This is a genomic window from Hydrogenophaga soli (assembly GCF_054777695.1).
Window position 1 is genome coordinate 514,260 of the sequence record NZ_BAAHAK010000001.1, and the last position, 24,723, is coordinate 538,982.

Below are 24,723 nucleotides of genomic sequence, written 5' to 3' on the forward strand. Positions count from 1 at the left end.
AAATCGCTGTGTCCGGGCGTTCCGATGCGGCACAGGGCTTGTGGCAGAATGAATGGCATCGTTCCGGGGTGAGGCTTGGAACGTACGGAACTCATCATCCATCGCAGGTGTCTGCGGCTTTCACACAGAGGAATCCCATGAAAAAACTGAACAAAATGGCAGTGCTGTTCGCGTCGGCCGTTCTGGCATCGGCCGCCGGTGCTCAAACCGTTGACAACTGGAAAAACGGCTCCAACGAGCTGGTGTGGAAAAACGGCACCAACGAACTGTGCTGGCGTGATGCCTTCTGGACCCCTGCCACCGCTGCCCAAGGCTGCGACGGCGCCATCGTGGCCAAGCCTGCTGAAGCACCCGCTGCCGCTCCTGCGCCTGCTGCTGCTCCCGCTGCTGCTCCTGCCGCCGCCGCTCCCGCTGCTGCACCTGCCGCCGCTTCCAAGGTGACCTACGCCGCCGACGCCTTCTTCGACTTCGACAAGGCCGTGCTGAAGCCCGAAGGCAAAGCCAAGCTGGACGATCTGGTTGGCAAGGTCAAGGGCATCAACCTGGAAGTCGTGATCGCCGTGGGCCACACCGACTCCGTGGGCGCTGACGGTTACAACCAGAAGCTGTCTGTCAAGCGCGCTGAAGCCGTCAAGGCCTACTTGGTGTCCAAGGGCATCGAAAAGAACCGCGTCTACACCGAAGGCAAGGGCGAAGCCCAGCCCGTGGCCGACAACAAGACCAAGGCTGGTCGCGCCAAGAACCGCCGCGTTGAGATCGAAGTGGTGGGCACCCGTCCCAACAAGTGATCGGTCTGCAACCGCAACAAAAAACCGCGCTTCGGCGCGGTTTTTTGTTGTCTGTACGTTTCACTCACAGACACAATTCCGCCATGTCTCACACCGTCAATGTCGATCCGGCTGAAGTGGCCAAATTTTCCGAACTGGCCCACCGCTGGTGGGACCCGGACAGCGAATTCAAGCCCCTGCACCAAATCAACCCCTTGCGCCTGGGTTGGATTCAGCAACACGTGCCCTTGAACGGCTTGAACGTGGTGGACATTGGCTGTGGCGGCGGCATCCTGTCCGATGCCATGGCCAAAGCCGGTGCCCAGGTGCTGGGGGTGGATTTGTCCACCAAGGCGCTGGGCGTGGCCCGGTTGCATGCCTTGGAAGTGGGTACACCCAACGTCAATTACCGCGAAGTCAGTGCCGAACAGCTGGCGTCTGAGCAAGCCGGGCAGTTTGATGTGGTCACCTGCATGGAAATGCTGGAACACGTGCCCGATCCCGCATCGGTCGTCGCGGCGTGTCAGCGCCTGGTCAAGCCCGGTGGGTGGGTGTTCTTTTCCACCATCAACCGCAACGCCAAGTCGTTCCTGTTGGCCATTGTGGGGGCCGAGTACGTGCTGGGCATGCTGCCCAAAGGCACACACGAATACGGCAAGATGATTCGCCCCAGCGAACTCACCGCGCATTGCCGCGCCGCGGGGCTGGTGGTGGACGGCATGAAGGGGCTGGAGCACAACCCCCTCACGGGGCGGTATTGGCTGAGTGCCGACACCTCCGTCAACTACATGGTGGCCACGCGGCGACCGGTTGCAGCATGACGGGCCGCCGCACCGCCGCTGCGGTCTTGTTTGACCTGGATGGCACCCTCATCGACAGCGCCCCTGACCTGGGGGCTGCCGCCGACAAGATGCGCACCGACCGTGGCCTGGCCCCGCTGGGTGTGGAGGCCTACCGCCCCATGGCCGGGGCCGGGGCTCGGGGCATGTTGGGCATTGCCTTTGACATGACCCCGGAGCATGCCGCCTACGAAACCCACAAGGACGAGTTCCTGCGCAACTACGAGCTGGGCATGACCACCCACACCCAGGCGTTTGACGGCGTGGCTGAATTGGTGGCTGCCCTGCAAGCCCGGGGGCTGCCCTGGGGCATCGTGACCAACAAGATGGAGCGCTTCACCTTGCCCCTGGTTCGTTGGCTGCCGGTGTTGAGCGGGGCGCAGGTGGTGGTGGGCGGGGACACCACCCCCCATCCCAAGCCGCACCCGGCACCGCTGCTGGAAGCCGCACGGCGTCTGGGGGTTGACCCCACACACTGCGTGTATGTGGGCGATGACGAGCGCGACATCGTGGCTGGACGCGCCGCGGGCATGCGGACGGTGGCCGCTTGTTACGGCTACCTGGGGGCGCAGACCGACATCCAGGTGTGGCAGGCCAATCATGTGGTGAAAGATCCCCTGGGGGTCTTGAAATGCCTGGAACTGGCTTAAACTGTCGGGCTCAGGGGCTGCACTGGTTTCGACATGGGTTCGGACGCGCAGTGGGGCATGCCGAGGTTCTGTCACCTCGTTAAACCGCAGAAAACAAAGTAACTGCAAACGACGAACGTTTCGCACTCGCCGCTTAATCCGGTGAGCCTTGCAACAGCCTGTCAGTGGGCTGGGCAAGGGGGCTGCAAAGCCTCCCGGCTGCAAGGGAATCTTCATTGACTGGCTGACCATCGGGTTACTTGGTGGTCAGCGAGATTCAAGGTAACTGGTTGGGGACGAAGCGTGTCGCTGCGCGTCGTCCCTGACGAGATCCAAACCAGACGACTACGCATGTAGAACCACGCGAAAATGGCTTGTGGACGGCGGTTCGACTCCGCCCAGCTCCACCAAACACAAAAAAACCCAACCGCTTGCGGTTGGGTTTTTTTCTGGGCGCTCAGTCCTGTCAGCGGGCCGACCCCGTGGCCATGGTGGTCTGTTGCTGGTCCAGCAGCACTTCGGGCTCCTGGGCTTCTTCCCAGGTTTCCTGGTTCAGGCCTTTTTGCAGACGTTCCATGTCGAGGTCGCCCGTCCATTTGGCCACCACCAGGGTGGCCACGCCGTTGCCAATGAGGTTGGTGAGGGCGCGGGCCTCGGACATGAAGCGGTCAATGCCCAAAATCAACGCCAGACCCGCCACCGGGATGCCTCCCACGGCCGACAGCGTGGCCGCCAGCACAATGAACCCGCTGCCGGTGATGCCTGCCGCGCCTTTGGAGGTGAGCAGCAGCACCGCCAGCAGCGTGAGCTGCTGCACCAAGGTCATGGGCGTGTCGGTGGCCTGGGCGATGAACACCGCGGCCATGGTCAGGTAGATGGAGGTGCCGTCCAGGTTGAACGAGTAGCCGGTGGGGATCACCAGGCCCACCACCGATTTGCGGGCACCCAGGTTTTCCAGCTTTTCCATCATGCGGGGCAGCACCGATTCCGATGACGAGGTACCCAGCACGATCAGCAGCTCTTCCTTGATGTACTTGATGAACTTCACCACGCTGAAGCCATGCAGGCGGCTGATGATGCCCAGCACCACCAGGATGAACACCAGGCAGGTCAGGTAGAAGGTGCCCATCAGCTTGCCCAGCGAGAACAGCGACCCGATGCCGTACTTGCCGATGGTGAAGGCCATGGCCCCGAAGGCACCGATGGGGGCCACCTTCATGATGATGCCCACGATGTCGAACAACACGTGCGAAAAGCGTTCGATGAAGTCAAACACCAGCGTGCCGCGGCCACCGAACTTGTGCAGCGCAAAACCGAACAGCACCGAGAACAGCAGCACCTGCAGGATCTCGCCCTTGGCAAACGCGTCCACCACCGAGGTGGGAATCACGTTGAGCAGAAAGTCCACGGTGCCTTGCATCTTTCCCGGCGCGGTGTAGGCGGCAATGCCCTTGGTGTCCAGCGTGGCGGGGTCCACGTGCATGCCGCTGCCGGGCTGCACCAGGTTGACGATGACCAGGCCCACCACCAGCGCAATGGTGCTCACCACTTCAAAGTACAGCAGGGCCAGGCCGCCCGTCTTGCCGACCTTCTTCATGTCCTCCATGCCAGCGATGCCCACCACCACCGTGCAGAAGATGATGGGGGCGATGATCATCTTGATGAGCTTGATGAAGCCATCGCCCAGCGGCTTCATGTCGGCACCCAGCTGGGGGTAGAAATGCCCCAGGCACACGCCGATGGACACGGCGAACAACACCTGGGCGTACAGCGATTTGTACAAAGGACGGCGGGAGGAGGCGGGTGTGGACATCGGGACCTCAAGGCATGGAGAAAGACCCGTAGCCTAGGGAATGAACACGCCGCCGGGCGTGTGGCTACCCACACCGGGGGTTGTGGGTTTCCACAGTGCGGCCCGCGCCAAGGCGTGGCAGGGCGTCAGCGGTGGGTGCGCACCACCCGCCCGGGGTTGAGCGTGCCCTGCGGGTCCAGCGCCTGTTTGATGCGGGCCATCAGGTCCAGCGCCACGGCGGACTTGTAGCGGGGCAGGGTGTCCACCTTCAGGCCGCCAATGCCATGTTCGGCGCTGATGCTGCCGTGGTGGGCGGCCACGGCGTCGTAAACGATGTGGTTGACCTCGTCCTCGCGCTCGCGCAGGAAACGTGCGGGGTCTTCCCCCTCGGGGGCCTGCACGTTGAAGTGCAGGTTGCCATCGCCCAGGTGGCCGAAGTTGACGAGGCGCACGCCCGCAATGGCGGCTTCCAGCGCCTGGGTGGCCTGGGTCACAAAGGCCGGGATGCGCGAGATGGGCACCGAAATGTCGTGTTTGATGTTCAGGCCCTCTTCGGTCTGGGCCAGCGGAATGCTCTCGCGGATGTGCCACAGCTGGTGGGCCTGGCTCAGGTTCTCGGCCACCACGGCGTCGGTCACCAGGCCATGTTCAAAGGCGTGTTCCAGCAAGGTTTCGAACTGGGTGCGGGCGTGGGCTTCGCTTTCGTGGTCGCTGTTTTCCAGCAGCACGCAGTAGGGCGTGTCTGTCCACAGTGGCACGCGCAGGTGTTTGAAGTGTTTGTCCACCAGGCCCAGGGCAAACTGGCCCATGGTTTCAAAGCCGGTGAGGCCCGCGCCCAGCCGCTGGTGCGCCAGGCCCAGCAGGGCCACGGCGGATTCCAGCGTGGGCACCGCGGCCCAGGCCGTGAGCTGCGCCGCGGGCCGGGGCACCAGCTTCAGGCTGGCGGCGGTGATGATGCCCAGCGTGCCCTCGCTGCCCAGGTACAGGTGGCGCAGGTCGTAGCCGGTGTTGTCCTTGCGCAGGCCGGACAGGCCCTCCCACACCTCGCCCTGGGCGGTCACGACTTCCAGGCCCAGGCACAGGTCGCGGGCGTTGCCGTAACGCACCACCTGGGTGCCCCCGGCGTTGGTGGCCAAATTGCCGCCAATGGTGCAGCTGCCCTCGGCGGCCAGGCTCAGGGGGAAGAGGAAGCCCGCGGCATCAGCGGCTTCTTGCACGGTTTGCAGCACGCAACCGGCTTCGGCCACCAGCGTGAGGTTGGCCGTGTCCAGGCTGCGGATGCGGTTCAGGCGTTGCAGGCTCAGCACCACCTGGGTGCCGCTGAGGTCGGGCACGCCGCCCACCACCAGGCCGGTGTTGCCACCTTGCGGCACGATGGACACGCCTGCCGCCGCACAGGCCTTGACCACCGCCGCCACCTCGGCGGTGCTGCCCGGCCGAACCACCGCCAGCGCCCGGCCTTTCTGGCGTTTGCGCCAGTCCTGCTCCCAGGCCGACAGGTCGGTGGCCGGGTCGTCGTGGGTGAGCACATGGGCCACGCCCACGCAGTGCATCAGTTCGGACAGCAAGGGGGTGGGGTGGTTGCTCATGATTTGATAGCTGCTTGCGCTTTTAAATCAAGCGCTAGATGCATTTTTTGCTTGAAAAAGTCGCAGCCTGACGTGGGCCGCACAGGCGGCAAACAACACCAGGCACAGCGCAACTTCCAGCCCGGCCAGCCATTGGCCGGGGGGGCGGTCGCTCCAGGCGCGCACCACGCCTTCGGTGAAGTAGATCCACACCAGCAGGCTCAGCCAGCGGTAGGTGTACATGCGGTGCTTGAGCAGGCCCGTCAGCGGGATGCACAGTGGCAGCACCTTGATGGCCAGCCAGCTGCCGCCGGGGCGCACCGGGGCCAGCCACAGCTCCCACGCCAAGCCCAGCACGATCAGGCCCAGCAGGCTGCCCACCGCGGCCACGCGGGTCCAGCCCACCGAGGGCGGCGGCGCGTGGCGCGGCGCAGGCTGGGGCGCGGAAGAAGGCTGGGGCGAAGCGCCGGGGGGCGTGGACGGGGCAGGGGGCAACATGGGACAAAGCGGGCCACAGAGACGGCAGAGCACGACGGTGCTCGGCAAAGGCCGGGGTGGCAGGGCGCTGGCATGATAGCGGCATGAAGCTGCTCAACCCCCCGCCCGAGTCTCCCTGGTTGCCCCGCGCCGTGGGCCGGGCCAGCGACAAGGCCCGGGAACTGTGGGCTGCGCTGCGGGTGTTTCCCTGGCTGACCACGGCCCTGACCCTGCGCGAACGCTTCCGCGAAGACCGCCTGGGCGTGACCGCCAGCAGCCTGACCTTCACCACCATCATCTCGCTGGTGCCGCTGTTCACCGTGGGTCTGGCCATCTTCAGCGCGTTTCCCATGTTCGGGCGCATGCAGGCCGGGCTGCAGAAGTGGCTGGTGGACAGCCTGGTGCCCGACACCATCGCCAAGCCGGTGCTGACCTACCTCAACCAGTTTGCCGGCAAGGCGGGCCAACTGGGCTGGACCGGCGCGGCGGTGCTGCTCTTCACGGCGCTGGCGCTGATCCTGACCATCGACCGCAAGCTCAACGACATCTGGCGCGTGCGCCGCTCGCGCCCGTTGGCGCAACGGGTGCTGGTGTACTGGGCGGTGCTGACGCTGGGGCCGCTGCTGCTGGGGGCCAGCGTGTCCATGACCTCGTACGCCATTTCGGCCAACCGCGGCCTGGTGGGGGCCTTGCCCGGGGGCGTGCGGCTGGCGTTCGATCTGCTGGAGTTTGTGCTGGTGGCCGCTGGCACGATCCTGCTGTACCGCCAGGTGCCCAACACCCACGTCAAGTGGAAACACGCGGCCATGGGCGGGGTGTTTGTGGCCGTGGGCATCGAGCTGGCCAAGCGCCTGCTGGGCTGGTATGTGGCGCAGGTGCCCACCTACTCGGCGGTGTACGGCGCGTTTGCCACGGTGCCCATCCTGCTGGTGTGGATCTACCTGATGTGGGTCATCGTGCTGCTGGGGGCGGTCATCACCGCCTACCTGCCCAGCCTGCTGGCGGGGGTCAAGCGACGGGGGGGCACGCCCGGCTGGTCGTTCCAGCTGGCGCTGGAGGTGGTGGGGGCGCTGCAAGCCCGGCGCAGCCAGGCCGACGGCCATGGCCTGACGCTGGAAGCCCTGTCGCGCCAGTTGCAGGTGGACGACCTGCAGCTGGAAGAGCCGCTGGAGGTGCTGCTGTCGCTGGACTGGGTGGGGCGGCTGGACGAGGACGAGCAGCGTTTTGTGCTGCTGACCGACCCCTTGCACACGCCGCTGGCCCCGTTGGTGGAGCGGTTGCTGCTGCCCGAGGGGCCGGTCACGTCCAAGTTGTGGGGCCGCGCCCTGTGGCGTGACACCCTGCTGCACGGGGTGTTGTGAGGCGGGGGCCGATCAGCCTCTCAGGCCCCCAGGAACCGCCGCAGGGCCGCCAGGGTTTCCTCCGGCGCTTCGGTCATGAGTGAATGGCCGGCGGGCACGGTGGCCACGTCCACGTTCAGTCCCGCGGCCCGGGCGGCCTTGACCAGGCTGTGCGCGGCTTTGGGGGGTGTCATCTGGTCGCGTTCACCCAGAATGAACTGCACCGGGCAGCGCACCTGGGCCATGTCGGTCTCGCCGTCGGCATAGCGGTCGCAGGCTGAAAAGCCGGTGTGGAACACGTTTTCGGCCGGGTTGCTGGCCAGCACGCGGCGCATCAGCGCCCGAGAGCCGCCGTACAGCCAGGTGCCCGGCCCCAGGGCCGAAGGTGGGGGGCTGAGCGTGCTGTGCGAAAAAGTGTTGACCATGGCAATGGCCTTTTCCGGCTGATTCAGCGACGCGTCCAGCAGCGCGGGCGACACCCGCATGGGAAACGCCGTGCCCACCATCACCAGGTGGCTCACGCGGTCTGGTGCGGTTTGTGACAGTTGCGCCGCGGTGTGCAACGCAATCAGCGAGCCAAAACTGTGGCCCACCAAGGCCGTCTTTTTGCCGTCCTGGCTCACCCCCAGCGCGTCCAGCAGCGCCACCACGGCGGCGCTAGCTTCCGCCACGCTTTTCGGGGCCGGGCCGCCGCTGCGGCCATGGCCGGGCTGGTCGATGGCCAGCACGTTCCAGCCGTGGTGGGCGAAAAAGCGGCTTTGCAGGATCCACACGCTGTGGTCGTTGAGCACGCCGTGGATGAAGACCACCGTGGGCTGCGCCGGGTTGAAGGGCTTGCCGCCGGTGTAGGCGTACAGCGAATGGTCACCGAGCGAGATGTTCATGGTTCACAAGAGAAATTGGACTCTGGCGCTTTTTATGTAAGCGCAAGCAGCTATGATTTTTGAAGTGTTCTTGGGGGCGTGCATGGGGCCGTGTGGCGTCATGCGCTGGGCGCGGCGGGCGCGGCAGGGGCGGGGGCCTTGTCTGCCGCTTTCTCTGCGGCCTTGAGCGCACGTTTGAGGTCGTCGATCAGGTCGTCGGCGTCTTCCAGCCCGATGGACAGGCGGATGGTGCCGGGGCCAATGCCCGCACCCTTCAGCGCCTCGTCGCTCATGCGGAAGTGGGTGGTGCTGGCGGGGTGAATCACCAGGCTGCGGCAATCGCCCACGTTGGCCAGGTGGCTGAAGATCTTCAGGTTCTCGATGAAGGCGCGGCCTTGGGCACGGCTGCCCTGGATGTCGAAGCTGAACACCGAACCCGCGCCCAGCGCCCCATGGCGCAACAGCTTGTTGGCCAGGGCGTGGCTGGGGTGGCTTTCCAGCAGGGGGTGGCCCACGCGGCTCACCAGCGGGTGGCTGGCCAGGAACTGCACCACACGCTCGGTGTTGCGCATGTGGCGTTCCATGCGCAGCGGCAGGGTTTCCAGCCCTTGCAGAATCAGCCAGGCGCTGTGGGGCGACAGGCAGGCACCAAAGTCGCGCAGGCCCTCGCGGCGGGCGCGCAGCAGGAAGGCACCCACGGTGCTTTCTTCCGAGAAGTTCATGCCGTGAAACCCGTCGTAGGGTGCGGCCAGTTCCTCGAACTTGCCGGTCTTGGCGTGGGCCGCGGCCCAGTCGAAGCTGCCGCTGTCCACCACCACGCCGCCAATCACCGTGCCGTGCCCGCTGAGGAACTTGGTGGCCGAGTGGTAGACCAAGTCTGCCCCCAGCTCCAGCGGCTTCATGTGCCAGGGCGTGGTGAGGGTGCTGTCCACCAGCAGCGGCACCCCGGCCTCGTGGGCGATTTGCGCCACGGTGGGGATGTCCAGCACGTCCAGTCCGGGGTTGCCCACGGTTTCGCCAAAAAACAGCCGGGTGTTGGGGCGCACGGCGGCCTTCCAGCCGTCGATGTCGCCGGGCTGCACAAAGGTGGTTTCAATGCCAAAGCGGCGCAGCGTGTAGTGCAGCAGGTTCTGGCTGCCGCCGTACAGCGCGGTGCTGGCCACGATGTGGCCGCCTGCGCCCATCAGCGTGGCCACGCTCAGGTGCAGCGCGGCCTGGCCGCTGGCCACGGTGAGGGCGCCAATGCCGCCTTCCAGCGCCGCCACGCGCTGCTCCAGCACGGCGTTGGTGGGGTTGCTGATGCGGCTGTACACATGGCCGCCGCGCTCCAGGTTGAACAACGACGCGGCCTGGTCGCTGGACTCGAACACGAACGACGTGGTCAGGTGGATGGGCACGGCGCGTGCGCCGGTGGCGGGGTCCGGGGCGGCCCCGGCGTGGAGGGTGAGGGTGTCGAAACCGGGGTCGGAATATCCGGGCATGAAAGGCGTTCCTGCGGGAAGGTCGAAACCCGCGAGGTTAGCGTGCGTTGACGTTACGTCAATCGGGGAAGTGCGGTGGGCTCCCTGTCCAACACGCGCCAGACCGGCGAAGGGGCCGGGGTGGGTGACAAGGTTTCAAGTTTTTCATGTTGAAGGGCTGCTTCCGATGTAGAATAGCGGGCTGTGCTCAAAAGGCACAGTTTTGTGCATCTACCTCACATCTACGGCTTCTGATCCGGCCTTCGGCAATCTTGGTGACAAGGTTTTCCGCAGTGGACCCGGTTCAGCAACAGCCAATCGCGAGCCACGTCATGGCCCCATTCAAGGGGGCGCCGATTCTGGTGCGATTTCGTTGAGTGGTTGATGTTTTTTGAACCACGAACGAAGCTCCGGCGGTCCGCCCTCTGGCCGTGCAAGTCTGTCTGACCTGTGCGTGCCGTCCACCTTTGTGCCCTTTTTTGCTGGCGCACGGGGTGGTTTTCTTTCGGACTTCCATCCGCTTTGCTCGGATGCTGTGCGCCCAACAGGCGCACTTGGATTTGACCCATGAATGATTTTTCTCCTGCCATCGACGCTGAACTGCCCGAGGCCGACTTTTCCATTCCCACCGCGGCCGAAATCGCCAGCGTGAGCGACACCGAAGCGCCCGCAGGCCCCAACGGCTTCGAGTTGCTGGGTTTGGCGCCCGAGCTGCTGCAAGCGGTGGCCGACCTGGGCTTCACCGAGCCCACCGCCGTTCAAAACGCCACCATCCCCTTTGCCCTGAATCCTTCGCAGCGCAGCGGCGCCACGGGCTCAGGCTACGCCGACCTGATGGTGTCCAGCCAGACCGGCAGCGGCAAGACCGCCGCCTTCCTGCTGCCGGTGCTGCACACCCTGCTGGCCATGCAGGACGAAGAAGCCCGGGCCGAAAAAGAGGCGTTTGACAAAGCCTGCGCCGAAGCCGCCGCCAAGGGCGAAGCCGCCCCCAAGCGTCCCCGTCGCAAGAACCCCATTGACCCGCGCAACTTCAAGCCCGCCGTGCCGGGCGCGTTGGTGGTGTGCCCCACCCGCGAACTGGCTCAGCAGGTGGCCAACGACGCCATCGACCTGGTGCGCCACTGCCGCGGCCTGCGCATCGCCAACGTGGTGGGTGGCATGCCCTATCAGATGCAGGTGGCCAAGCTGCAAAACGCCAACCTGGTGGTGGCCACGCCGGGCCGTCTGCTGGACCTGGAGCGTGCCGGTCAGCTCAAGCTGAACGAAGTGCGCTTCCTGGTGATGGACGAAGCCGACCGCATGCTTGACCTGGGCTTTGCCGATGACCTGGCCGAAATCAACCGCCTGACCGCCCAGCGCCAGCAGACCATGATGTTCAGCGCCACCTTCGCGCCGCGCATCCAGCAACTGGCCATGCGCGTGATGCACGACAACGGCGCCCACGTGAAGAAGGTGGAAATCGCCACCCCGCAGGAAAAACACGCCAACATCACCCAAAGCCTGTACTGGGCCGACACCCCGCAGCACAAGCGGGCCCTGCTGGACCACTGGCTGCGTGACACCACCATCAACCAGGCCATCGTGTTTGCCTGCACCCAGGTCGAGTGCGACGAACTGGCCGTGGACCTGCAGCAAGTCGGCTTCTCGGCCGTGGCCTTGCACGGTGCCCTGAGCCAAGGCATGCGCAACCGCCGTCTGGCTGCGCTGCGCGATGGTCGGGTGCAGATCCTGGTGGCCACCGACGTGGCGGCCCGCGGCATTGATGTGCCCACCATCACCCACGTGTTCAACTTCGGCCTGCCCATGAAGGCCGAGGACTACACCCACCGCATCGGCCGCACCGGCCGTGCCGGTCGCGATGGCCTGGCCATCACCTTTGCCGAGTTCCGCGACCGTCGCCGCATTGCCGACATCGAGCACCACACCCAGCAGCCGCTGAAAACGGCCACGGTGGAAGGCTTGGAGCCCAAGGGCCGCTTCCCCAGCTCGTTCTTTGGTCAGGGCGATGGCCGTCGTGGTCCGCCTGCCGGTCGCGGCGCTCCTCGCGGCGGTTTCGACCGTGGGGGCCGTGGCGAAGGTCGCGGTGATTTCCGTGGTGAAGGCCGTGGCGCCCCGCGAGGCGAGCCGCGTGGCGATTTCCGCGGCGAACCCCGTGCCGATTTCCGCCACGACGTGCGCGGTGATGGCCGCGGCGTGGGCCATGGCCCAGCACACCACCACGAGCGCGGTGCCGCCCGCCCCGGCGGCTTTGCCGGGTTTGGCCGTGCCGACAAGGCCCCCCACCAGGGTTGGCGTGCAGGTGGCGACCATGCCGCGTCGGGTGATCGTCGCCCCGCCGCTGGTGGTGCCCGTGCAGAGGGGCGTCCCGAAGGGCGCTTTGAGGGCCGTTTCGAAGGCCGTGGTGAGGGCCAAGGCCGTCCTGCCGGTTCGCGCTTCGAGGGCCGTGGCGACAGCCGTGGTTTTGGTGCCGATCACCGCCCCCGCAAGCCCGCAGGCGAGCGCAGCGGTTTCGAGGCACCCCGCCGCCGTGCACCCGCACGCGGTTGATTGACCTCAGTGCCCCGAGGGAGGGGTACTGATGCACACACACCCTTCGGCCTGAAGTCGCGTTGCAGCGGCTTCAGGCCGTTTCGTTGGTGGCCGCCTGATCGGCGGCGGCTTGTTCCTGGGCTTGTTCGGCGGCGGTGCGCAGCGACAGCCCACCGGCGCTGCGCCCACTGGCCTGCCCCAGAGGCGGGGTGGTGGCCGAGGGGGCGTATTTGTTCAACAGGGTCTGCACCATGTCTTGCAGGTCATCGGCCCCTTCGATGCGGGCGTGGTGGCGCTGCACGGTCAGGCGGGCAATGTCCATCAGCTTGGTGTTGAGGGTCTGGCCGCCGTGCATGATGAGCAGCTTGACCGCCGCCCGGGGGTTGCCTGCAATGGCGTGGGCCATGGACTGTTGGGCCAGCTCGCCAATTTTCTGGTGGCCCTGGTGCATCAGCTCCACAAAAGGCGGATGCCGTGCGGCGGCCCCGGCCATCAGCTCGGTCACGCTGCGGGTGGAACAGAAGCGCACGGCCAGGGTTTCCAGCCAACCCACGGTGGGGTCGAGCGACAGCTCGGCCAGGGTGACCTCGGTCATCAGCGAGATGAAGTTGCAGGCGGCTTCCACGTCAAAGTCGGGTGACTTCAGTTCGGAGGCCTGTTGCTTGACCTGGGCCACCACGGCGGCCACTTGGCGGTTCATCAGCAGCAGCAGGGTGTCGGCCACCGTCTTGAAGCGCTTGAGCCGGACCGGGTAATCGCGTTTCTCCAAGGCAGTTTGCAGCTGGTCGATGCAGCGCTTGACGCCCTGCGTGTCCCGCATCTGGTAGCGGGCAAAGGTCAGCAGCATGAGCGACTGGTGGTCGAACATCTTGGACGTGAGGCCCAGCAGCGTGGCGCGGTCCAACGCCTTGGCGGCTTCTTCCTTTTCGCCCATGTAAAAGGCCAGCATGCCCCGCTTTTGCAGCCGGGCGATGGAGCTGGGGGTGACGTCGCAGGCTTGGCGAAACACCTTGAGCGCTTGTTCGAAGTTGCCCTGGTCCACGTGGATGCGGCCCATCACGTCGTAGGCGTCGGCAAAACCCGGTTGTTCGGCCGACAGGGCCTCCAGGGTCATGAGGGCCTGTGTGGGGTGCCCCTCTTCCAGCTCCGCACGGGCCACGCCCAGCTTGGCCCAGGGCAGGGCGTTGTGGGCCAGGATGCTTTCGAACAGTTGCTGGGCTTCGGTGGCCCGGTTGAGGCGCAGCAGCAATTCGGCCCCGATGCGGGCGGCGTACAACCAATAGTGCTGGCGAGCGTTGTAACGCTCCAGGCACATCTTGGCGGCGGTTTCGAAGTCGCTTTGTTCAATGGCTTCGAAAATGGGGGCCAGGATGCGCTTGCGCTTGCGGGCGTGCAGCAAGCGCTGCCCCAGGGTGGCCGCGGTGTGTGGTTTGAGCAGGTAGCTGTCCAGGGCGGATTCGGCGGCTTCGGCCACCTGGGCGTAGCTGGCTTCGCCCGTCAGCATCACGAACACGGTGGAGAAAGGCAGCAACTGGGCCCGGCGCAAGTCGTCCAGCAGCTCTTGGCCCGAGTAGTTGCTGTCGGGGAAGCGTTGTTCGCACAACACGATGTCGAACTCGCGGAACTCCAGCATGCGCCGCGCGTCGTTGGGTCGGCTGGCCTGCTGGACTTGGGCCAGGCCAAAGTCACGCAGCTGCGCCACGATCACACTGCGTGATGTGGGGTTGCCGTCCACCACCAAAGCCCGACAGTCGGCGATGCCTGGATCCAGTTCAGCCAAAGTCCACCTTTCTGTGCGCTGCACTGCGCATTGCGTTCAGACAGCATTCATCCCAACGTCTTGAGCAGCATATCAAAAATACCCTTGCTCGCCATGGGCGTTTCCCACAGGGGCCCCACGACATTGACGGACGGTGGCGGTTTCAGGTCATGCCGTTGCGGCTGGCCAGTTCCACAAACAGGGCAGAGTGGTCCAGGTCGCCCAGGCCGTGGTCGGTGGCCTGTTCGAACAGATGGGCAAACAGTTGGGTGATGGGGGCGTCAAACCCGGTTTCCTGGGCCGTGGCCATGGCGTTGCGCATGTCTTTCAATTGCACGGTCACGGCGGCGCGCTTGGCAAAGTCGCGTTCCACCATGCGCTGTCCGTGCACCTGCAGGATGCGGCTGTCGGCAAAACCGCCGGTGATGGCCTCGCGCACCTTGCCCATGTCGGCCCCGCCACGGGCGGCAAACAGCAGGGCCTCGGCCACCGCACCGATGGTGATGCCCACAATCATTTGGTTGGCCAGCTTGGCCAACTGCCCAGCCCCCAGCGGCCCGACGTGGGTGGGGCGACCCAGCACCTGCAGCACGGGGCGGGCGCGTTCAAAGTCGGCGCTGCGGCCCCCGGCCATGATGGCCAGCGTGCCCGCCTCGGCCCCCACCGTGCCGCCGGACACCGGGGCGTCCAGGCAGTCCACCTGCAAAGCGGCCAAGCGCGAGGCGTGGTCCCGCGCCTCGCGGGGCTGGATGGAGGACATGTCCACCACCAGCGTGCCCGGGCGCAGGCCGTCGATGGTGCCGCGCTGGAACAACACCTCGTGCACAGCGGCACCGTCTTGCAGCATGGTGATGACCACGTCGGCCTTTCGCACGGCATCGGCGGGGTGGTCGAACACGGTGGCCCCATGCGCCACCAGCGCCTGGGCCTTGGCCGGGCTGCGGTTCCACACCCGCACCCGGTAACCCGCTTCGCACAAGCGGCGTGCCATGGGCAGGCCCATCAGCCCGATGCCCAGCACCGCCACCACGGTGTCGGCTGGGGTGTTTTTGACTACTTCAGACATAGCAAACTGTTCAATCAAATCAAGCGGTAGAGCCGATTTTGTTTTGTAAAAAGGCGGTCGCCCCGCGGGCAGGGCGACCGCGTGCAAGTGGTTCAAGGAACCACGGAGTTGACCTGGGGGGTGGCGGGCTGGACCTGCACGTGCGACATCTGCTCGCACAGGTGCTGACCGGCCTGTTCGCAATGCTGGACGGCAAGCGGGGTCACGGCGTGCACATCGCCACGGGCGATGGCGTCGGCCATGGCCGCGTGCTCGTCCCAGACCGAGGCGCGCAGCGACGAATGTTGCAGCACCAGGCCCATGGCTCGGCGGATGTGGGTCCAGTGCAGCATGGCGCTGCCCTCGATGAGCGGGTTGCCGCTGGCGGCATAAATGGCGCGGTGGAATGCCTGGTCGGCTTTCAGCATGGCGGCCACGTCGGCTTGCGCCACCGCCTGGCGGCCTTGGGCCAGCAGCGCCGGGTCCAGCACGACGCGGCGTTCAGCGGCCAGGCGGGCGGCCAGCGCATCCAGGGCGCTGCGCACTTGGTAGATGTGCCTGATCAGGCCCGCGTCCAGCGGGGCCACCAGCACGCCACGGCCTTTGGTGCCGTGCAGCCCCGGGGCGTCCTGCACCAGCCCGTCGGCCTTGAGCAGGCGCAAGGCCTGGATCACGGGCTGGCGTGACACCGAGAGTTGCTCGGCCAGCTCTTCCTGCGTCAGTCGGGTGCCCGGGGCCAGTTGACCGGCGCAGATGGCGTCCAGCAGGCGCTGGTGCACCTGTTCCACCAGGTCGGGGCTGCTGTCGAGGCGGGTGAGGGGGGCGGTCATGGTGTTTTGGATTCTGTATACAGAATACACCGATGGGCGAGCCATGCCTTTCAGGGGCGAAAAAAAAGGCCGCATGGAGCGGCCTGACGGGTGCTGCGGAAAGCGGGGGCTCACATCAGCAGGTGTTCACCCGCGTTGTCGCCGCCCAGGATGACGTAGTTGACCTTGCGGATGTCCATCAGCTTCTTGCCGCCGCTGTAGCTGATGGAGCTTTGCACGTCCTGCTCCATTTCGATGAGGGTGTGCGCCAGCTTGCCCTTGATGGGCTCCAGGATGCGCTTGCCCTCCACGTGTTTGTATTCGCCCTTGTTGAAGTCGCTGGCCGAGCCGTAGTACTCCTTGTACAGCTGGCCGTCCACTTCCACCGTCTTGCCCGGGCTTTCCTCGTGGCCCGCAAACAGCGAGCCCACCATGACCATGGTGGCCCCGAAGCGGATGCTCTTGGCAATGTCGCCGTGGCTGCGGATGCCGCCGTCGGCAATGATGGGCTTGGTGGCCACGCGCGAGCACCACTTCACGGCGCTGAGCTGCCAGCCGCCGGTGCCAAAGCCGGTTTTCAGCTTGGTGATGCACACCTTGCCGGGACCGATGCCCACCTTGGTGGCGTCCGCCCCCCAGTTTTCGAGGTCGATCACCGCCTCGGGCGTGCCCACGTTGCCCGCAATGACAAAGCTGGCGGGCAGGTGTTCCTTGATGTAGCCAATCATGGCCTTCACGCTGTCGGCATGGCCATGGGCAATGTCGATGGTGATGTACTCGGGCACCAGGCCTTCGGCCACCAGGCGGTCCACGGTGTCGCGGTCGGGCTGCTTCACGCCCAGCGAGATGGAGGCGTACAGACCCTGCGCCTGCATGCGGCGCACAAAGGCCACGTTGTCCAGGTCGAAGCGGTGCATCACGTAGAAGTAGCCGTGCTGCGCCATCCAGGTGCAGATGGTCTCGTCCACCACCGTTTTCATGTTGGCCGGCACGGCGGGCAGGCGGAAGCGGCGGCCACCCAGTTCCACGCTGGCATCGCACTCGGCGCGGCTTTCCACGCGGCACTTGCGGGGCAGCAGCAGGACGTTGTCGTAGTCGAAGATTTCCATGGTTTCACGCTCAAAGTTGGACTTGGCGCTTTATGGAAAAGCGCAAGCTGCTACAAAAATTGAAGAGCGCTTGGCTTGGACCCGGCACAAAAAAACCGGGCGCAAGAAACTTGGGCCCGGTGCGCGATTGTATACACATTGGCTTTCGGGTGGGGTTTCCTGATCGGGCGGGGGCTGAAGCGGCCCGGGCCCGGGTGATCTTCATCAATGCAGCCCAGGTGCGCTGGCGTAGAGTGGACGTTTTGGGTTTGACACAGGAGCCAAGCGTTGGTGAAACACACACGAGGGTTGGGCTGGGTGTATGGCGCACCGCGGTTCAGCGCGGACGAGGAGCACGCCGAATTTCAGTACCGGTTGCTGATCTGGCTGATGCTGTCCGGCTCCGTGGTCACGTGGCTGGTGTTGCTGGGGGTGGTGTCCGGGTTCAACCTGCTGCAAGGGCCGCACATCGGTTTCATGACCGGGTTTGCCACGGTGTCTCTGGTGTTGTGGGGGGTGTTGCGTGGCCGCAAGCACCTGTTCATGCCCGTGGCCTGGGTTTACCAGGCCTGCGCCCTGGCCGAGTACGTGGCCGCCTGGGCCTGGGTGCCGCAGGACGAGTTGCGGGTGCTGTGGTTCATGGTCAATGTGCCGGGGGTCTACATCGTGTTGGGCCAGCGGGTGGGGGCGCTGGCCACGGGCGTGAGCGTGTTGCTGCTGTGGTGGGGCAACCCGTTCAACCCACGGCCCTACACTGGCCCCGCCATGGTCACCCTCAGCCTGGCCTTGCTGTACCTGGCGGTGTTCTTCCACCTGTACGTGGACCGCTCGCTGTCGTACTACCAGCGCATGCGCGAGTCCAACCAGCGCTTGCGCGACCTGGCTTCGCACGACCACCTGACCGGCGTCTTCAACGCCCGCGCATTCGAGGTCCAGGCCGAGCGGCTGATTCGCCTGGCGCAGCGCCAGGGTGGGGATTGCGCCATGCTGTTCGTGGACCTGGACCACTTCAAGCGCATCAACGACCAGCACGGCCATGCCGCCGGTGACGTGGTGCTGCGCACCGTGGCCCAGGCGGTGGCGGCCCAGCTGCGCCAGACCGATGTGCTGGGCCGGGTGGGTGGGGAGGAATTCGCCATCCTCCTGCCCGACACCGACCTGGCGGGGGCCCAGCAGGTGGCCGAAACCCTGCGCCTGGGGGTGCTGGGGCTCCAGCCCGACATCGGCGGGGGCGTGCGGCTGCCAGTGACGGCCAGCATCGGCGTGGCCGCCCTGCGGGGGGCAGACGCCAACCTGCCGCTGCTGCGCCAGCAGGCCGACGAGGCCATGTACCAGGCCAAGGCCGGTGGCCGCAACCGGGTGGTGGTGAGTGGTGGGGGGCTTCCTACAATCGGCGCATGACCGCCCACGCTGCCCAGGACGGCCACTCGCCAGTGGCTTCCCACCCTTCTTCTTTTTCCCCGCCCTCGTCACCCTTGCAAGCTCACCCGTCTGCTGATGGGGAGGGGCTGTTGCGCGGCCTCAACCCCGAGCAGCTGGCCGCCGTCACCCTGGGGCAGACCCATGCGCTGGTGCTGGCCGGGGCGGGCTCGGGCAAGACCCGGGTGCTGACCACCCGCATGGCCTGGCTGATGCAGCAGGGCATGGTGGGCCCGGGCGGGCTGATGGCCGTGACCTTCACCAACAAGGCCGCCAAGGAAATGCTGGTGCGCTTGCAGGCGCTGCTGCCCGTCAACGTGCGCGGCATGTGGGTGGGCACCTTCCACGGCCTGTGCAACCGCCTGCTGCGCGCGCACTGGAAACCCGCCGGGCTGCCGCAAACCTTCCAGATCCTGGACACCCAAGACCAGCTGTCCGCTGTCAAGCGCCTGTGCAAGCAGTTCAACGTGGACGACGAACGTTTTCCGGCCAAGCAGCTGGTGTGGTTCATTGCCGGGTGCAAGGAAGAGGGCATGCGCCCTGCCGACGTGCCCGTGCGCGACGACGACACGCGCAAAAAGGTGGAGGTCTACCAGCTCTACGAAGACCAGTGCCAGCGCGAAGGCGTGGTGGACTTTGGCGAGCTGATGCTGCGCAGCTACGAGCTGCTGCGCGACCACGCCGACATCCGCGAGCATTACCAGCGCCGTTTCCGCCACATCCTGGTCGACGAGTTCCAGGACACCAACAAGCTGCAATACGCCTGGCTCAAGCAACTGGTGGGCCCCGAGACCGCGGTGCTGGCCGTGGGGGACGACGACCAGAGCATCTACGCCTTCCGCGGCGCACGGGTGGGCAACATGGCCGACTTTCTGCGCGAGTTTCCCCAGGTGCAGCAGGTCAAGCTGGAGCAGAACTACCGCAGCCACAGCAACATCCTGGACTCGGCCAACCACCTCATTGCCCACAACAGCCAGCGCCTGGGCAAGAACCTGCGCACCGACCAGGGCGCGGGCGAGCCCATCCGCGTGTTCGAAAGCCCCACCGACTTTGACGAGGCCCGCTGGGTGGTGGACGAAATCCGCCAGCTGGTGCGCGGCCTGGGCGGATACCCGCCGCTGGACCGCAAGGAGATTGCGGTGCTCTACCGCAGCAACGCCCAGAGCCGGGCGTTGGAAACCTCGCTGATGAACGCCGGCGTGCCCTACAAGGTGTATGGCGGCCTGCGCTTTTTCGAGCGCGCCGAAATCAAGCACGCCCTGGCCTACCTGCGGCTGCTGGAGAACCCGCGCGACGACACCAGCTTCTTGCGCGTGGTCAACTTCCCGCCCCGGGGCATCGGGGCGCGCAGCATCGAGCAGTTGCAGGACGTGGCCCGCGGCAGCGGCTGCGCCCTGTCGGACGCGGTCAGCGCCGTCACCGGGCGGGCGGGGGCCGGGCTCACGGCCTTCCTGGCCAAGCTGGACGTGATGCGCGAGGCCACCCAGGGCCAGACCCTGCGCGAAATCGTGCAGACCGTGCTGAACCAATCGGGCCTGCTGGAGCATTTCCGCAACGACCGGGACGGCGCCGACCGGGTGGAGAACCTGGAGGAACTGATCAACGCCGCCGAAGCCTTTGTCACCCAGGAAGGCTTTGGCCGGGACGCCGTGGCCCTGCCGGTGGAAGACACCGCCCCGGGGCGGCAAAAACCGCCCCAGAGGCCACCCCTGAGCCAGTCCCCCGCCAGTCAGGGCCTGAGTTTCGAAGACGCGCTGGCCGAGGCCAACGAACAAGCCCAACAGGCCCCGTGGGACGAACTGGGCAACTGGGACGACGGGACCCCGGTTCCCTTGCCCGAGGACACCGGCGAAACCCTCTCGCCCCTGGTGGCCTTCCTCACCCACGCCGCGCTGGAGGCGGGTGACAACCAGGCCCAGGCCGGACAGGACGCGGTGCAGTTGATGACGGTGCACGCCGCCAAGGGGCTGGAGTTCGATTGCGTGTTCATCACCGGGCTGGAGGAGGGGCTGTTCCCGCACGAAAACTCGGCCTCCGACCGCGCCGGGCTGGAGGAAGAGCGCCGCCTGATGTACGTGGCCATCACCCGCGCCCGCCAGCGCCTGTACATCACCCATTCGCAAACCCGTCTGCTGCACGGGCAGACGCGCTACAACCTGCGCAGCCGCTTTCTGGACGAGTTGCCTGAGGAATGCCTGCGCTGGCTCACCCCCAAGAGTGGCGGGGCACTGGCCGGGCTGCGCCCGGGCGGTTCCGCTGGCCTGGGCGGCTGGGGGGGGGGCGGGTGGGTGGTCTGGCGGTGGGGCCGCGGGTGGCGCGGCAGGTCGGGGGTATGGTGCTTCTTATTCAAGAGCTAACAGTTCAAGTACATCAAGCGCTAGAGGTCAGTTTTCTTCTGAATCTTCAGCCCCCGCCTTGGAGCCCAAGCAAGGGCGGGGCACCGATTTCACCGTGGGACAGAAGGTGTTCCACAACAAGTTTGGCGAGGGCAAGGTGCTGACGCTGGAAGGCGCGGGGCCCGATGCCCGGGCTCAGATCAACTTCCCGCGCCACGGCGTCAAGTGGCTGGCGCTGGCGGTGGCCAAGCTCACGCCCGTGGAGTGAGGCGTAAAAAAAGCCGTGACGGGTGTCACGGCTTGAAAAGGAAAACACAACCTCCCCCAAGAGGGCTGTGCAACCTTGGAGAAACAGGGTGGCCCGCGGCGGGCGAGGCTGCCGCGGGGCGTTCAGTGTTGCATCAGAAGTCGTGGCGCATGCCCACGGCGTACAGCTGCGTGTCGGCGGTCTTGGTGCCCACGGCGTTCTTGATCTTGTGGGTGCGGTAGGCCGCGTACAGGGTGGTGCGCTTGCTCAGGCTGTAGGTGGCGCCCAGGGCGAAGCCATCGGCCTTGGCCGAGGTGGCACCGGACACTTTGGTCTTGCTGTTGGCATAGCCGGCCGACACCTTGAAGGCACCCACGGGCACGTTCACACCAATCTGGAACTCGTTGTCGTCGCCAGCGGCATCGGTGGCACCGTTGCGGTGGTTGTAGGCGGCCGACAGGGCGGCCGCGCCAAAGTCGTAAGCACCGGCCAGCGTGGTGTACTTGGCCTTGGTCTTTTCGTCCTGGTAGGCCAGGGCCACGTTCAGGGGACCGGCTTTGTAGCCCAGCATCAGGGCGGCGAGCTTGTCACCCTTGCCCGTGGTCTGCTCGAAGGCGTAAGACACGCCGCCGTAGACGCCGCCCATCACCGGGGTGTCGTAGCGGATCTGGCTGTTGAAGCGGCTGCTGTAATCACCACCGGAGCCGAACACGCCGTTGGCAGCGGGGGTGAAGGCCGAGTCCCACAGGTTGTTGCTGTTGCCAAGGCCACGGATGTCGTCGTACACGGTGGTCATGCGACCGGCCACCACCTTGCCGAAGCCGCCCGACAGGCCCACGGAGGTTTCGGCCTTGAACGTGGGAGCCTGGATTTCACCGGTGTCGGTGTTGACGCGCTGCTCCAGCTTGAAGACGGCATTGAGGCCGCCGCCCAGGTCTTCGGTGCCGCGCAGGCCCCAGCGGGAGGTGGTCAAACCACCGTTGCCGCCATGGAACATCTTGGACTGGCTGCCCTTGCCCAGTTCCTTGATGCTGCCCACCGAGTTGTCGATGCGACCGTACAGGGTGACGGAGGATGAGGATTGGGCCATGGCGGCCGACGAGGCGGCCAGCACGGCCAGAGCGATGAGGCTCTTGTTCATGAGTAGGTTCTCCAGGGAGTGGGTTCAGTGCAGCAGTTGCCCTGCGGCGTGCTGCACCCGCAGCGTACAACTGTCGGGTGGACTGATTGAAAGCAAATTGAATGAAACCGTTGTGACGCTCCACGGCAACACAGTGTTTCGTTGTGGATCAACAACAAGGTTTCAAGCGGTGGAACGTGGGCGATCCGGACGAAAAAGCCGCAGACGATGCTGCGGCTCGGGTGGTTCCCCGCGTGACGGGCGGGATCAGCGGCTCAGCTTGACTTGGGTGGCTTCACCGGTCAGGTAGCCCACGGCGGAGCCGAACTTGTTCTTGTAGTTGGCCTTGATCAACGGGTCCAGCGTGGCCTTGACGGTGTTGTGGATGCTGCCCCAGTCGCCTGCGTGCTGGAAGTTGCTCATGATGTAGGTCCAGCCGTTGAGTTCGTCCACGGCGTGCAGGCCGGTGGATTCACCCCCGGCGGGGATGGACATGATGCGCGACAGCACCTTGGTGTCCACGTTGTAGGCCCACAGGAAGTTGTTGACGTGCTGGCCGCTGTCCTCGCCGATGAACAGCGTGCGCATCTTTTCCGAGAACTTCAGGTTGTCGGGGTTGCCGATGGTGTTGGGGTTGGCGGTGTTGCCCAGGGCGTCCGAGGCGATGTCTTCACCCACCAGCAGCGCCTTGGTGTCGGCGGGCATCCATTCGCTGTGGATGGCGGCACCGGCGGTGTCCTTCTGGCCACCCTTGAGGTTGAGGGCCATCACGGCACCGGCCTTGAGGGCCTTGTCCAGGGCAATGCCGTTGCCTTCGGTGTAACCCTTGCCGCCCTTGACCATGGAGTCTTGGCAGTTCTGCAGGGCCGAGTAGGCCACCTTGTCCTTGATGTTGACGGTGGTGCCTTCCATCTTGGTGAAGCCCAGGCTGGCGCCCAGGTAGGCGGCGTAGCGGTGGGTTTCGAGGAAGGCGGCGGCCTTGGCCATGCCGGACTTGAGCTTGACCCACTCGGTCTTGCCGTTGGTGGTGACCTTGGTGTAGCTGGCGTCCTTGGGGTCGGCGGCTTGCAGGTCGAAGATGTCGGAGGCCTTGATGCCGCCGTCCACCAGGGCGCGGATTTCGGCGCTGGTGGCCGAACCCAGCTTGATCCAGGTCAGCGGGGCCGGGCTGGCGGCGGGGTTCAGCGAGAAGCCCGCGCCCACCTTGGCGGCGTACAGCGTGCCGGCGGACAGGTCTTTTTCCTTGTCGGCCACAAAGACGAAGTAGCCGCTGTTGGTGGCGTCGTCGCCCATGAACACGGTGCGCTGGTCGGGCATGACCTGCACCAGTTCGTGGGAGATGCGGCCCATGCAGTAGTGCTTCTTGACGGAGCCGGTGCCGTCGGCATTGACGGTCACTTCGGGCAGGTGGCCATAGTGGTAGGGGTTGGCCTTGGTCTCGTCCCCGTACAGGTTCTTGCTGAAGGCCTTGAGCTGGGCGTTGGAGGCGGCGGTGAAGGCGTCGGGCTCGTACTCTTCGCTGGACAGGTGGGTGCCCCAGGGCGACAGGCTGGCCCCGCAGGTGATCCACAGGCCGTTGACGGCGGAGGTGTCCACGTTGTGGTACTTCACCAGCGTCAGCTTGCCGGTGTTGGGGTTCTGGTCCAGGGTCAGCACGGCGATGGGCGAGGGCAGCTTGCCGTACATGTCGGTCTTGCCGTCCTGGGCCCAGGTGGTGTACTCGAACTGCACCACGGCAAACACCGGGTTGCCGCTCACACCCAGCTTGGCCTTGTCGGCCCCGGCCACGCTCAGCAGCGAGGTGCCATCGGGCGAGTCGGAGAAGAACTGGCGGGTGGCCCCGGGCACCGTGGTGTCCAGGATGGGCTGGTTGTTGATGTCGTAGTAACCGCCGGCCAGGGTGGTGCCACCCTTGCCGTTGGGCACCAGGTCGCCGGTGATGAAGAAGGGCTGGTAGGCCAGCTTGAAGTCCAGCTTGGTGTTGTCGCTGAAGTTCACTGTCATGGTCGAACCCACGGTGGTGGTGGCCATGGCCGCAGGGTTGGCCAGCGTGGGTGCCGCCATGGAGCTGAAGCTCACGCCACTGACGGTGATGGCGTCACCACCGCCACAGCCAGTCAGGGTGCCACAACCGGCCAGCAACGCACTGGTGGCCGACAGCGTACTGGCCATGGGCAGCATGGGCATGCCCGAGAGCATTTTCAGGAGGTTGCGGCGGGAGGTGTCGTGGGAGGTGGTCATTCGATTCGCTCGGAGAGGTTGAAAAACCCCATGGTTGCGAATCCATGTGAAACGACCGTGACAAGTGCCTGAAGCGTGGCTTTCAGCCGGGTGTCTGCTCTGTGGGGGGCTCGGCATGGGCGGCCTGTGCCAGCACCAGGGCCTGGGCGCTGGCGTCCAGCAGACGCAATTTGCTGGCGTAGTAGCGGTCCAGGCGCCACTCCTTCAGGATCTCCAGCGCCAGCTCAAAACGCTTCATGTCCAGCTCGTACAAGGCATGCAGCGAGAAGTCCTTCTGGGCTTCCAAGGCCACCACCAAATCGGCCAGGGTTTGGCTGGCGGCGCTGGTGGGGTCTTCGGCGATGAGTTTGCGGGCTTTCTTGATGGCGAGCATGGCGGGTTCCGTGGGGAAAGTC

Annotated in this window: 19 protein-coding genes, 1 other RNA gene and 1 pseudogene; 9 read left to right on the top strand and 12 right to left on the bottom strand. The window is 65.7% G+C overall.

Features of this window, described 5'->3' with window-relative positions; all coding sequences use genetic code 11:
• Positions 1 to 137 precede the first annotated feature (137 nt).
• From ompA to ssrA, 4 genes are all read left to right on the top strand, one after another.
• Positions 138 to 788 (top strand): OmpA family protein, encoded by a 651-nt coding sequence (ompA, locus tag ACYVB7_RS02335; protein WP_460504939.1) that lies wholly within the window; start codon positions 138 to 140, stop codon positions 786 to 788.
• Positions 789 to 871: 83 nt separating this feature from the next.
• Positions 872 to 1,588 carry a bifunctional 2-polyprenyl-6-hydroxyphenol methylase/3-demethylubiquinol 3-O-methyltransferase UbiG gene (gene ubiG / locus ACYVB7_RS02340; RefSeq protein WP_460504940.1) on the top strand — a complete coding sequence of 239 codons (717 nt, stop codon included), beginning with the start codon at positions 872 to 874 and terminating at the stop codon, positions 1,586 to 1,588.
• A complete protein-coding gene (gph, locus tag ACYVB7_RS02345) occupies positions 1,585 to 2,256 on the top strand; it encodes an HAD family hydrolase (RefSeq protein WP_460504941.1) in 672 nt (223 codons plus the stop codon). The genes ubiG and gph overlap by 4 nt, the downstream gene beginning before the upstream one ends.
• 13 nt (positions 2,257 to 2,269) lie before the next feature.
• Positions 2,270 to 2,645, top strand: a transfer-messenger RNA (tmRNA) gene (gene ssrA / locus ACYVB7_RS02350).
• Between the two features lie 56 nt (positions 2,646 to 2,701).
• Here the strand turns inward: ssrA and ACYVB7_RS02355 are convergent.
• The 3 genes from ACYVB7_RS02355 to ACYVB7_RS02365 all read right to left on the bottom strand — a co-directional run bounded on the left by ACYVB7_RS02355 (position 2,702) and on the right by ACYVB7_RS02365 (position 6,093).
• Positions 2,702 to 4,048, bottom strand: coding sequence for a dicarboxylate/amino acid:cation symporter (locus ACYVB7_RS02355; RefSeq protein WP_460504942.1), 1,347 nt, complete (start codon positions 4,046 to 4,048; stop codon positions 2,702 to 2,704).
• Positions 4,049 to 4,173: 125 nt separating this feature from the next.
• Complete coding sequence (locus ACYVB7_RS02360; RefSeq protein ID WP_460504943.1) at positions 4,174 to 5,616, bottom strand: FAD-binding oxidoreductase; 1,443 nt, start codon at positions 5,614 to 5,616, stop codon at positions 4,174 to 4,176.
• 27 nt (positions 5,617 to 5,643) lie between these two features.
• Positions 5,644 to 6,093: a DUF2069 domain-containing protein gene (locus ACYVB7_RS02365; protein WP_460504944.1), complete on the bottom strand. Its 450-nt coding sequence runs from the start codon at positions 6,091 to 6,093 to the stop codon at positions 5,644 to 5,646.
• An 83-nt stretch (positions 6,094 to 6,176) separates the two neighbouring features.
• Between ACYVB7_RS02365 and ACYVB7_RS02370 the strand changes: the two genes are divergently transcribed.
• Positions 6,177 to 7,433, top strand: a complete 1,257-nt coding sequence (locus ACYVB7_RS02370) for a YihY family inner membrane protein (RefSeq protein ID WP_460504945.1) — start codon at positions 6,177 to 6,179, stop codon at positions 7,431 to 7,433.
• A gap of 20 nt (positions 7,434 to 7,453) precedes the next feature.
• Here ACYVB7_RS02370 and ACYVB7_RS02375 read toward each other — a convergent pair whose 3' ends face one another.
• Both ACYVB7_RS02375 and ACYVB7_RS02380 read right to left on the bottom strand, forming a co-directional pair.
• A complete protein-coding gene (locus tag ACYVB7_RS02375) occupies positions 7,454 to 8,296 on the bottom strand; it encodes an alpha/beta fold hydrolase (protein WP_460504946.1) in 843 nt (280 codons plus the stop codon).
• A gap of 98 nt (positions 8,297 to 8,394) precedes the next feature.
• Positions 8,395 to 9,756, bottom strand: a complete 1,362-nt coding sequence (locus tag ACYVB7_RS02380) for an O-acetylhomoserine aminocarboxypropyltransferase (RefSeq protein ID WP_460504947.1) — start codon at positions 9,754 to 9,756, stop codon at positions 8,395 to 8,397.
• 546 nt (positions 9,757 to 10,302) lie between these two features.
• On the opposite strand from ACYVB7_RS02380, the gene ACYVB7_RS02385 reads away from it, so the two are divergent.
• Positions 10,303 to 12,282 carry a DEAD/DEAH box helicase gene (locus ACYVB7_RS02385; RefSeq protein WP_460504948.1) on the top strand — a complete coding sequence of 660 codons (1,980 nt, stop codon included), beginning with the start codon at positions 10,303 to 10,305 and terminating at the stop codon, positions 12,280 to 12,282.
• Positions 12,283 to 12,355: 73 nt separating this feature from the next.
• Here the strand turns inward: ACYVB7_RS02385 and ACYVB7_RS02390 are convergent, their stop codons facing one another.
• From ACYVB7_RS02390 to ACYVB7_RS02405, 4 genes are all read right to left on the bottom strand, one after another.
• Entirely contained in the window at positions 12,356 to 14,044 is a 1,689-nt protein-coding gene (locus ACYVB7_RS02390) for a response regulator (RefSeq protein WP_460504949.1), read from the bottom strand.
• A gap of 142 nt (positions 14,045 to 14,186) precedes the next feature.
• Positions 14,187 to 15,089 (bottom strand): NAD(P)-dependent oxidoreductase, encoded by a 903-nt coding sequence (locus tag ACYVB7_RS02395; protein ID WP_460504950.1) that lies wholly within the window; start codon positions 15,087 to 15,089, stop codon positions 14,187 to 14,189.
• A 92-nt stretch (positions 15,090 to 15,181) separates the two neighbouring features.
• Positions 15,182 to 15,898, bottom strand: a complete 717-nt coding sequence (locus tag ACYVB7_RS02400; protein ID WP_460504951.1) for a GntR family transcriptional regulator — start codon at positions 15,896 to 15,898, stop codon at positions 15,182 to 15,184.
• A gap of 110 nt (positions 15,899 to 16,008) precedes the next feature.
• A complete protein-coding gene (locus tag ACYVB7_RS02405) occupies positions 16,009 to 16,986 on the bottom strand; it encodes a guanosine monophosphate reductase (RefSeq protein ID WP_460504952.1) in 978 nt (325 codons plus the stop codon).
• 270 nt (positions 16,987 to 17,256) lie between these two features.
• Between ACYVB7_RS02405 and ACYVB7_RS02410 the strand changes: the two genes are divergently transcribed.
• The 3 genes and pseudogenes from ACYVB7_RS02410 to ACYVB7_RS02420 all read left to right on the top strand — a co-directional run.
• Positions 17,257 to 18,366, top strand: a complete 1,110-nt coding sequence (locus tag ACYVB7_RS02410) for a GGDEF domain-containing protein (RefSeq protein ID WP_460504953.1) — start codon at positions 17,257 to 17,259, stop codon at positions 18,364 to 18,366.
• A complete protein-coding gene (locus ACYVB7_RS02415) occupies positions 18,363 to 20,741 on the top strand; it encodes a UvrD-helicase domain-containing protein (protein ID WP_460504954.1) in 2,379 nt (792 codons plus the stop codon). The genes ACYVB7_RS02410 and ACYVB7_RS02415 overlap by 4 nt, the downstream gene beginning before the upstream one ends.
• 94 nt (positions 20,742 to 20,835) lie before the next feature.
• A pseudogene (locus ACYVB7_RS02420) lies at positions 20,836 to 20,988 on the top strand (hypothetical protein); the annotation flags it as partial.
• A gap of 133 nt (positions 20,989 to 21,121) precedes the next feature.
• Here ACYVB7_RS02420 and ACYVB7_RS02425 read toward each other — a convergent pair.
• The 3 genes from ACYVB7_RS02425 to ACYVB7_RS02435 all read right to left on the bottom strand — a co-directional run bounded on the left by ACYVB7_RS02425 (position 21,122) and on the right by ACYVB7_RS02435 (position 24,701).
• The gene (locus ACYVB7_RS02425) at positions 21,122 to 22,108 is read right to left on the bottom strand and encodes a porin (RefSeq protein ID WP_460504955.1); all 987 of its coding nucleotides are present in this window, start codon (positions 22,106 to 22,108) and stop codon (positions 21,122 to 21,124) included.
• 246 nt (positions 22,109 to 22,354) lie between these two features.
• Positions 22,355 to 24,328 carry a PhoX family protein gene (locus tag ACYVB7_RS02430; protein WP_460504956.1) on the bottom strand — a complete coding sequence of 658 codons (1,974 nt, stop codon included), beginning with the start codon at positions 24,326 to 24,328 and terminating at the stop codon, positions 22,355 to 22,357.
• 82 nt (positions 24,329 to 24,410) lie between these two features.
• A complete protein-coding gene (locus ACYVB7_RS02435) occupies positions 24,411 to 24,701 on the bottom strand; it encodes a hypothetical protein (RefSeq protein ID WP_460504957.1) in 291 nt (96 codons plus the stop codon).
• Between the last annotated feature and the right edge of the window lie 22 nt (positions 24,702 to 24,723).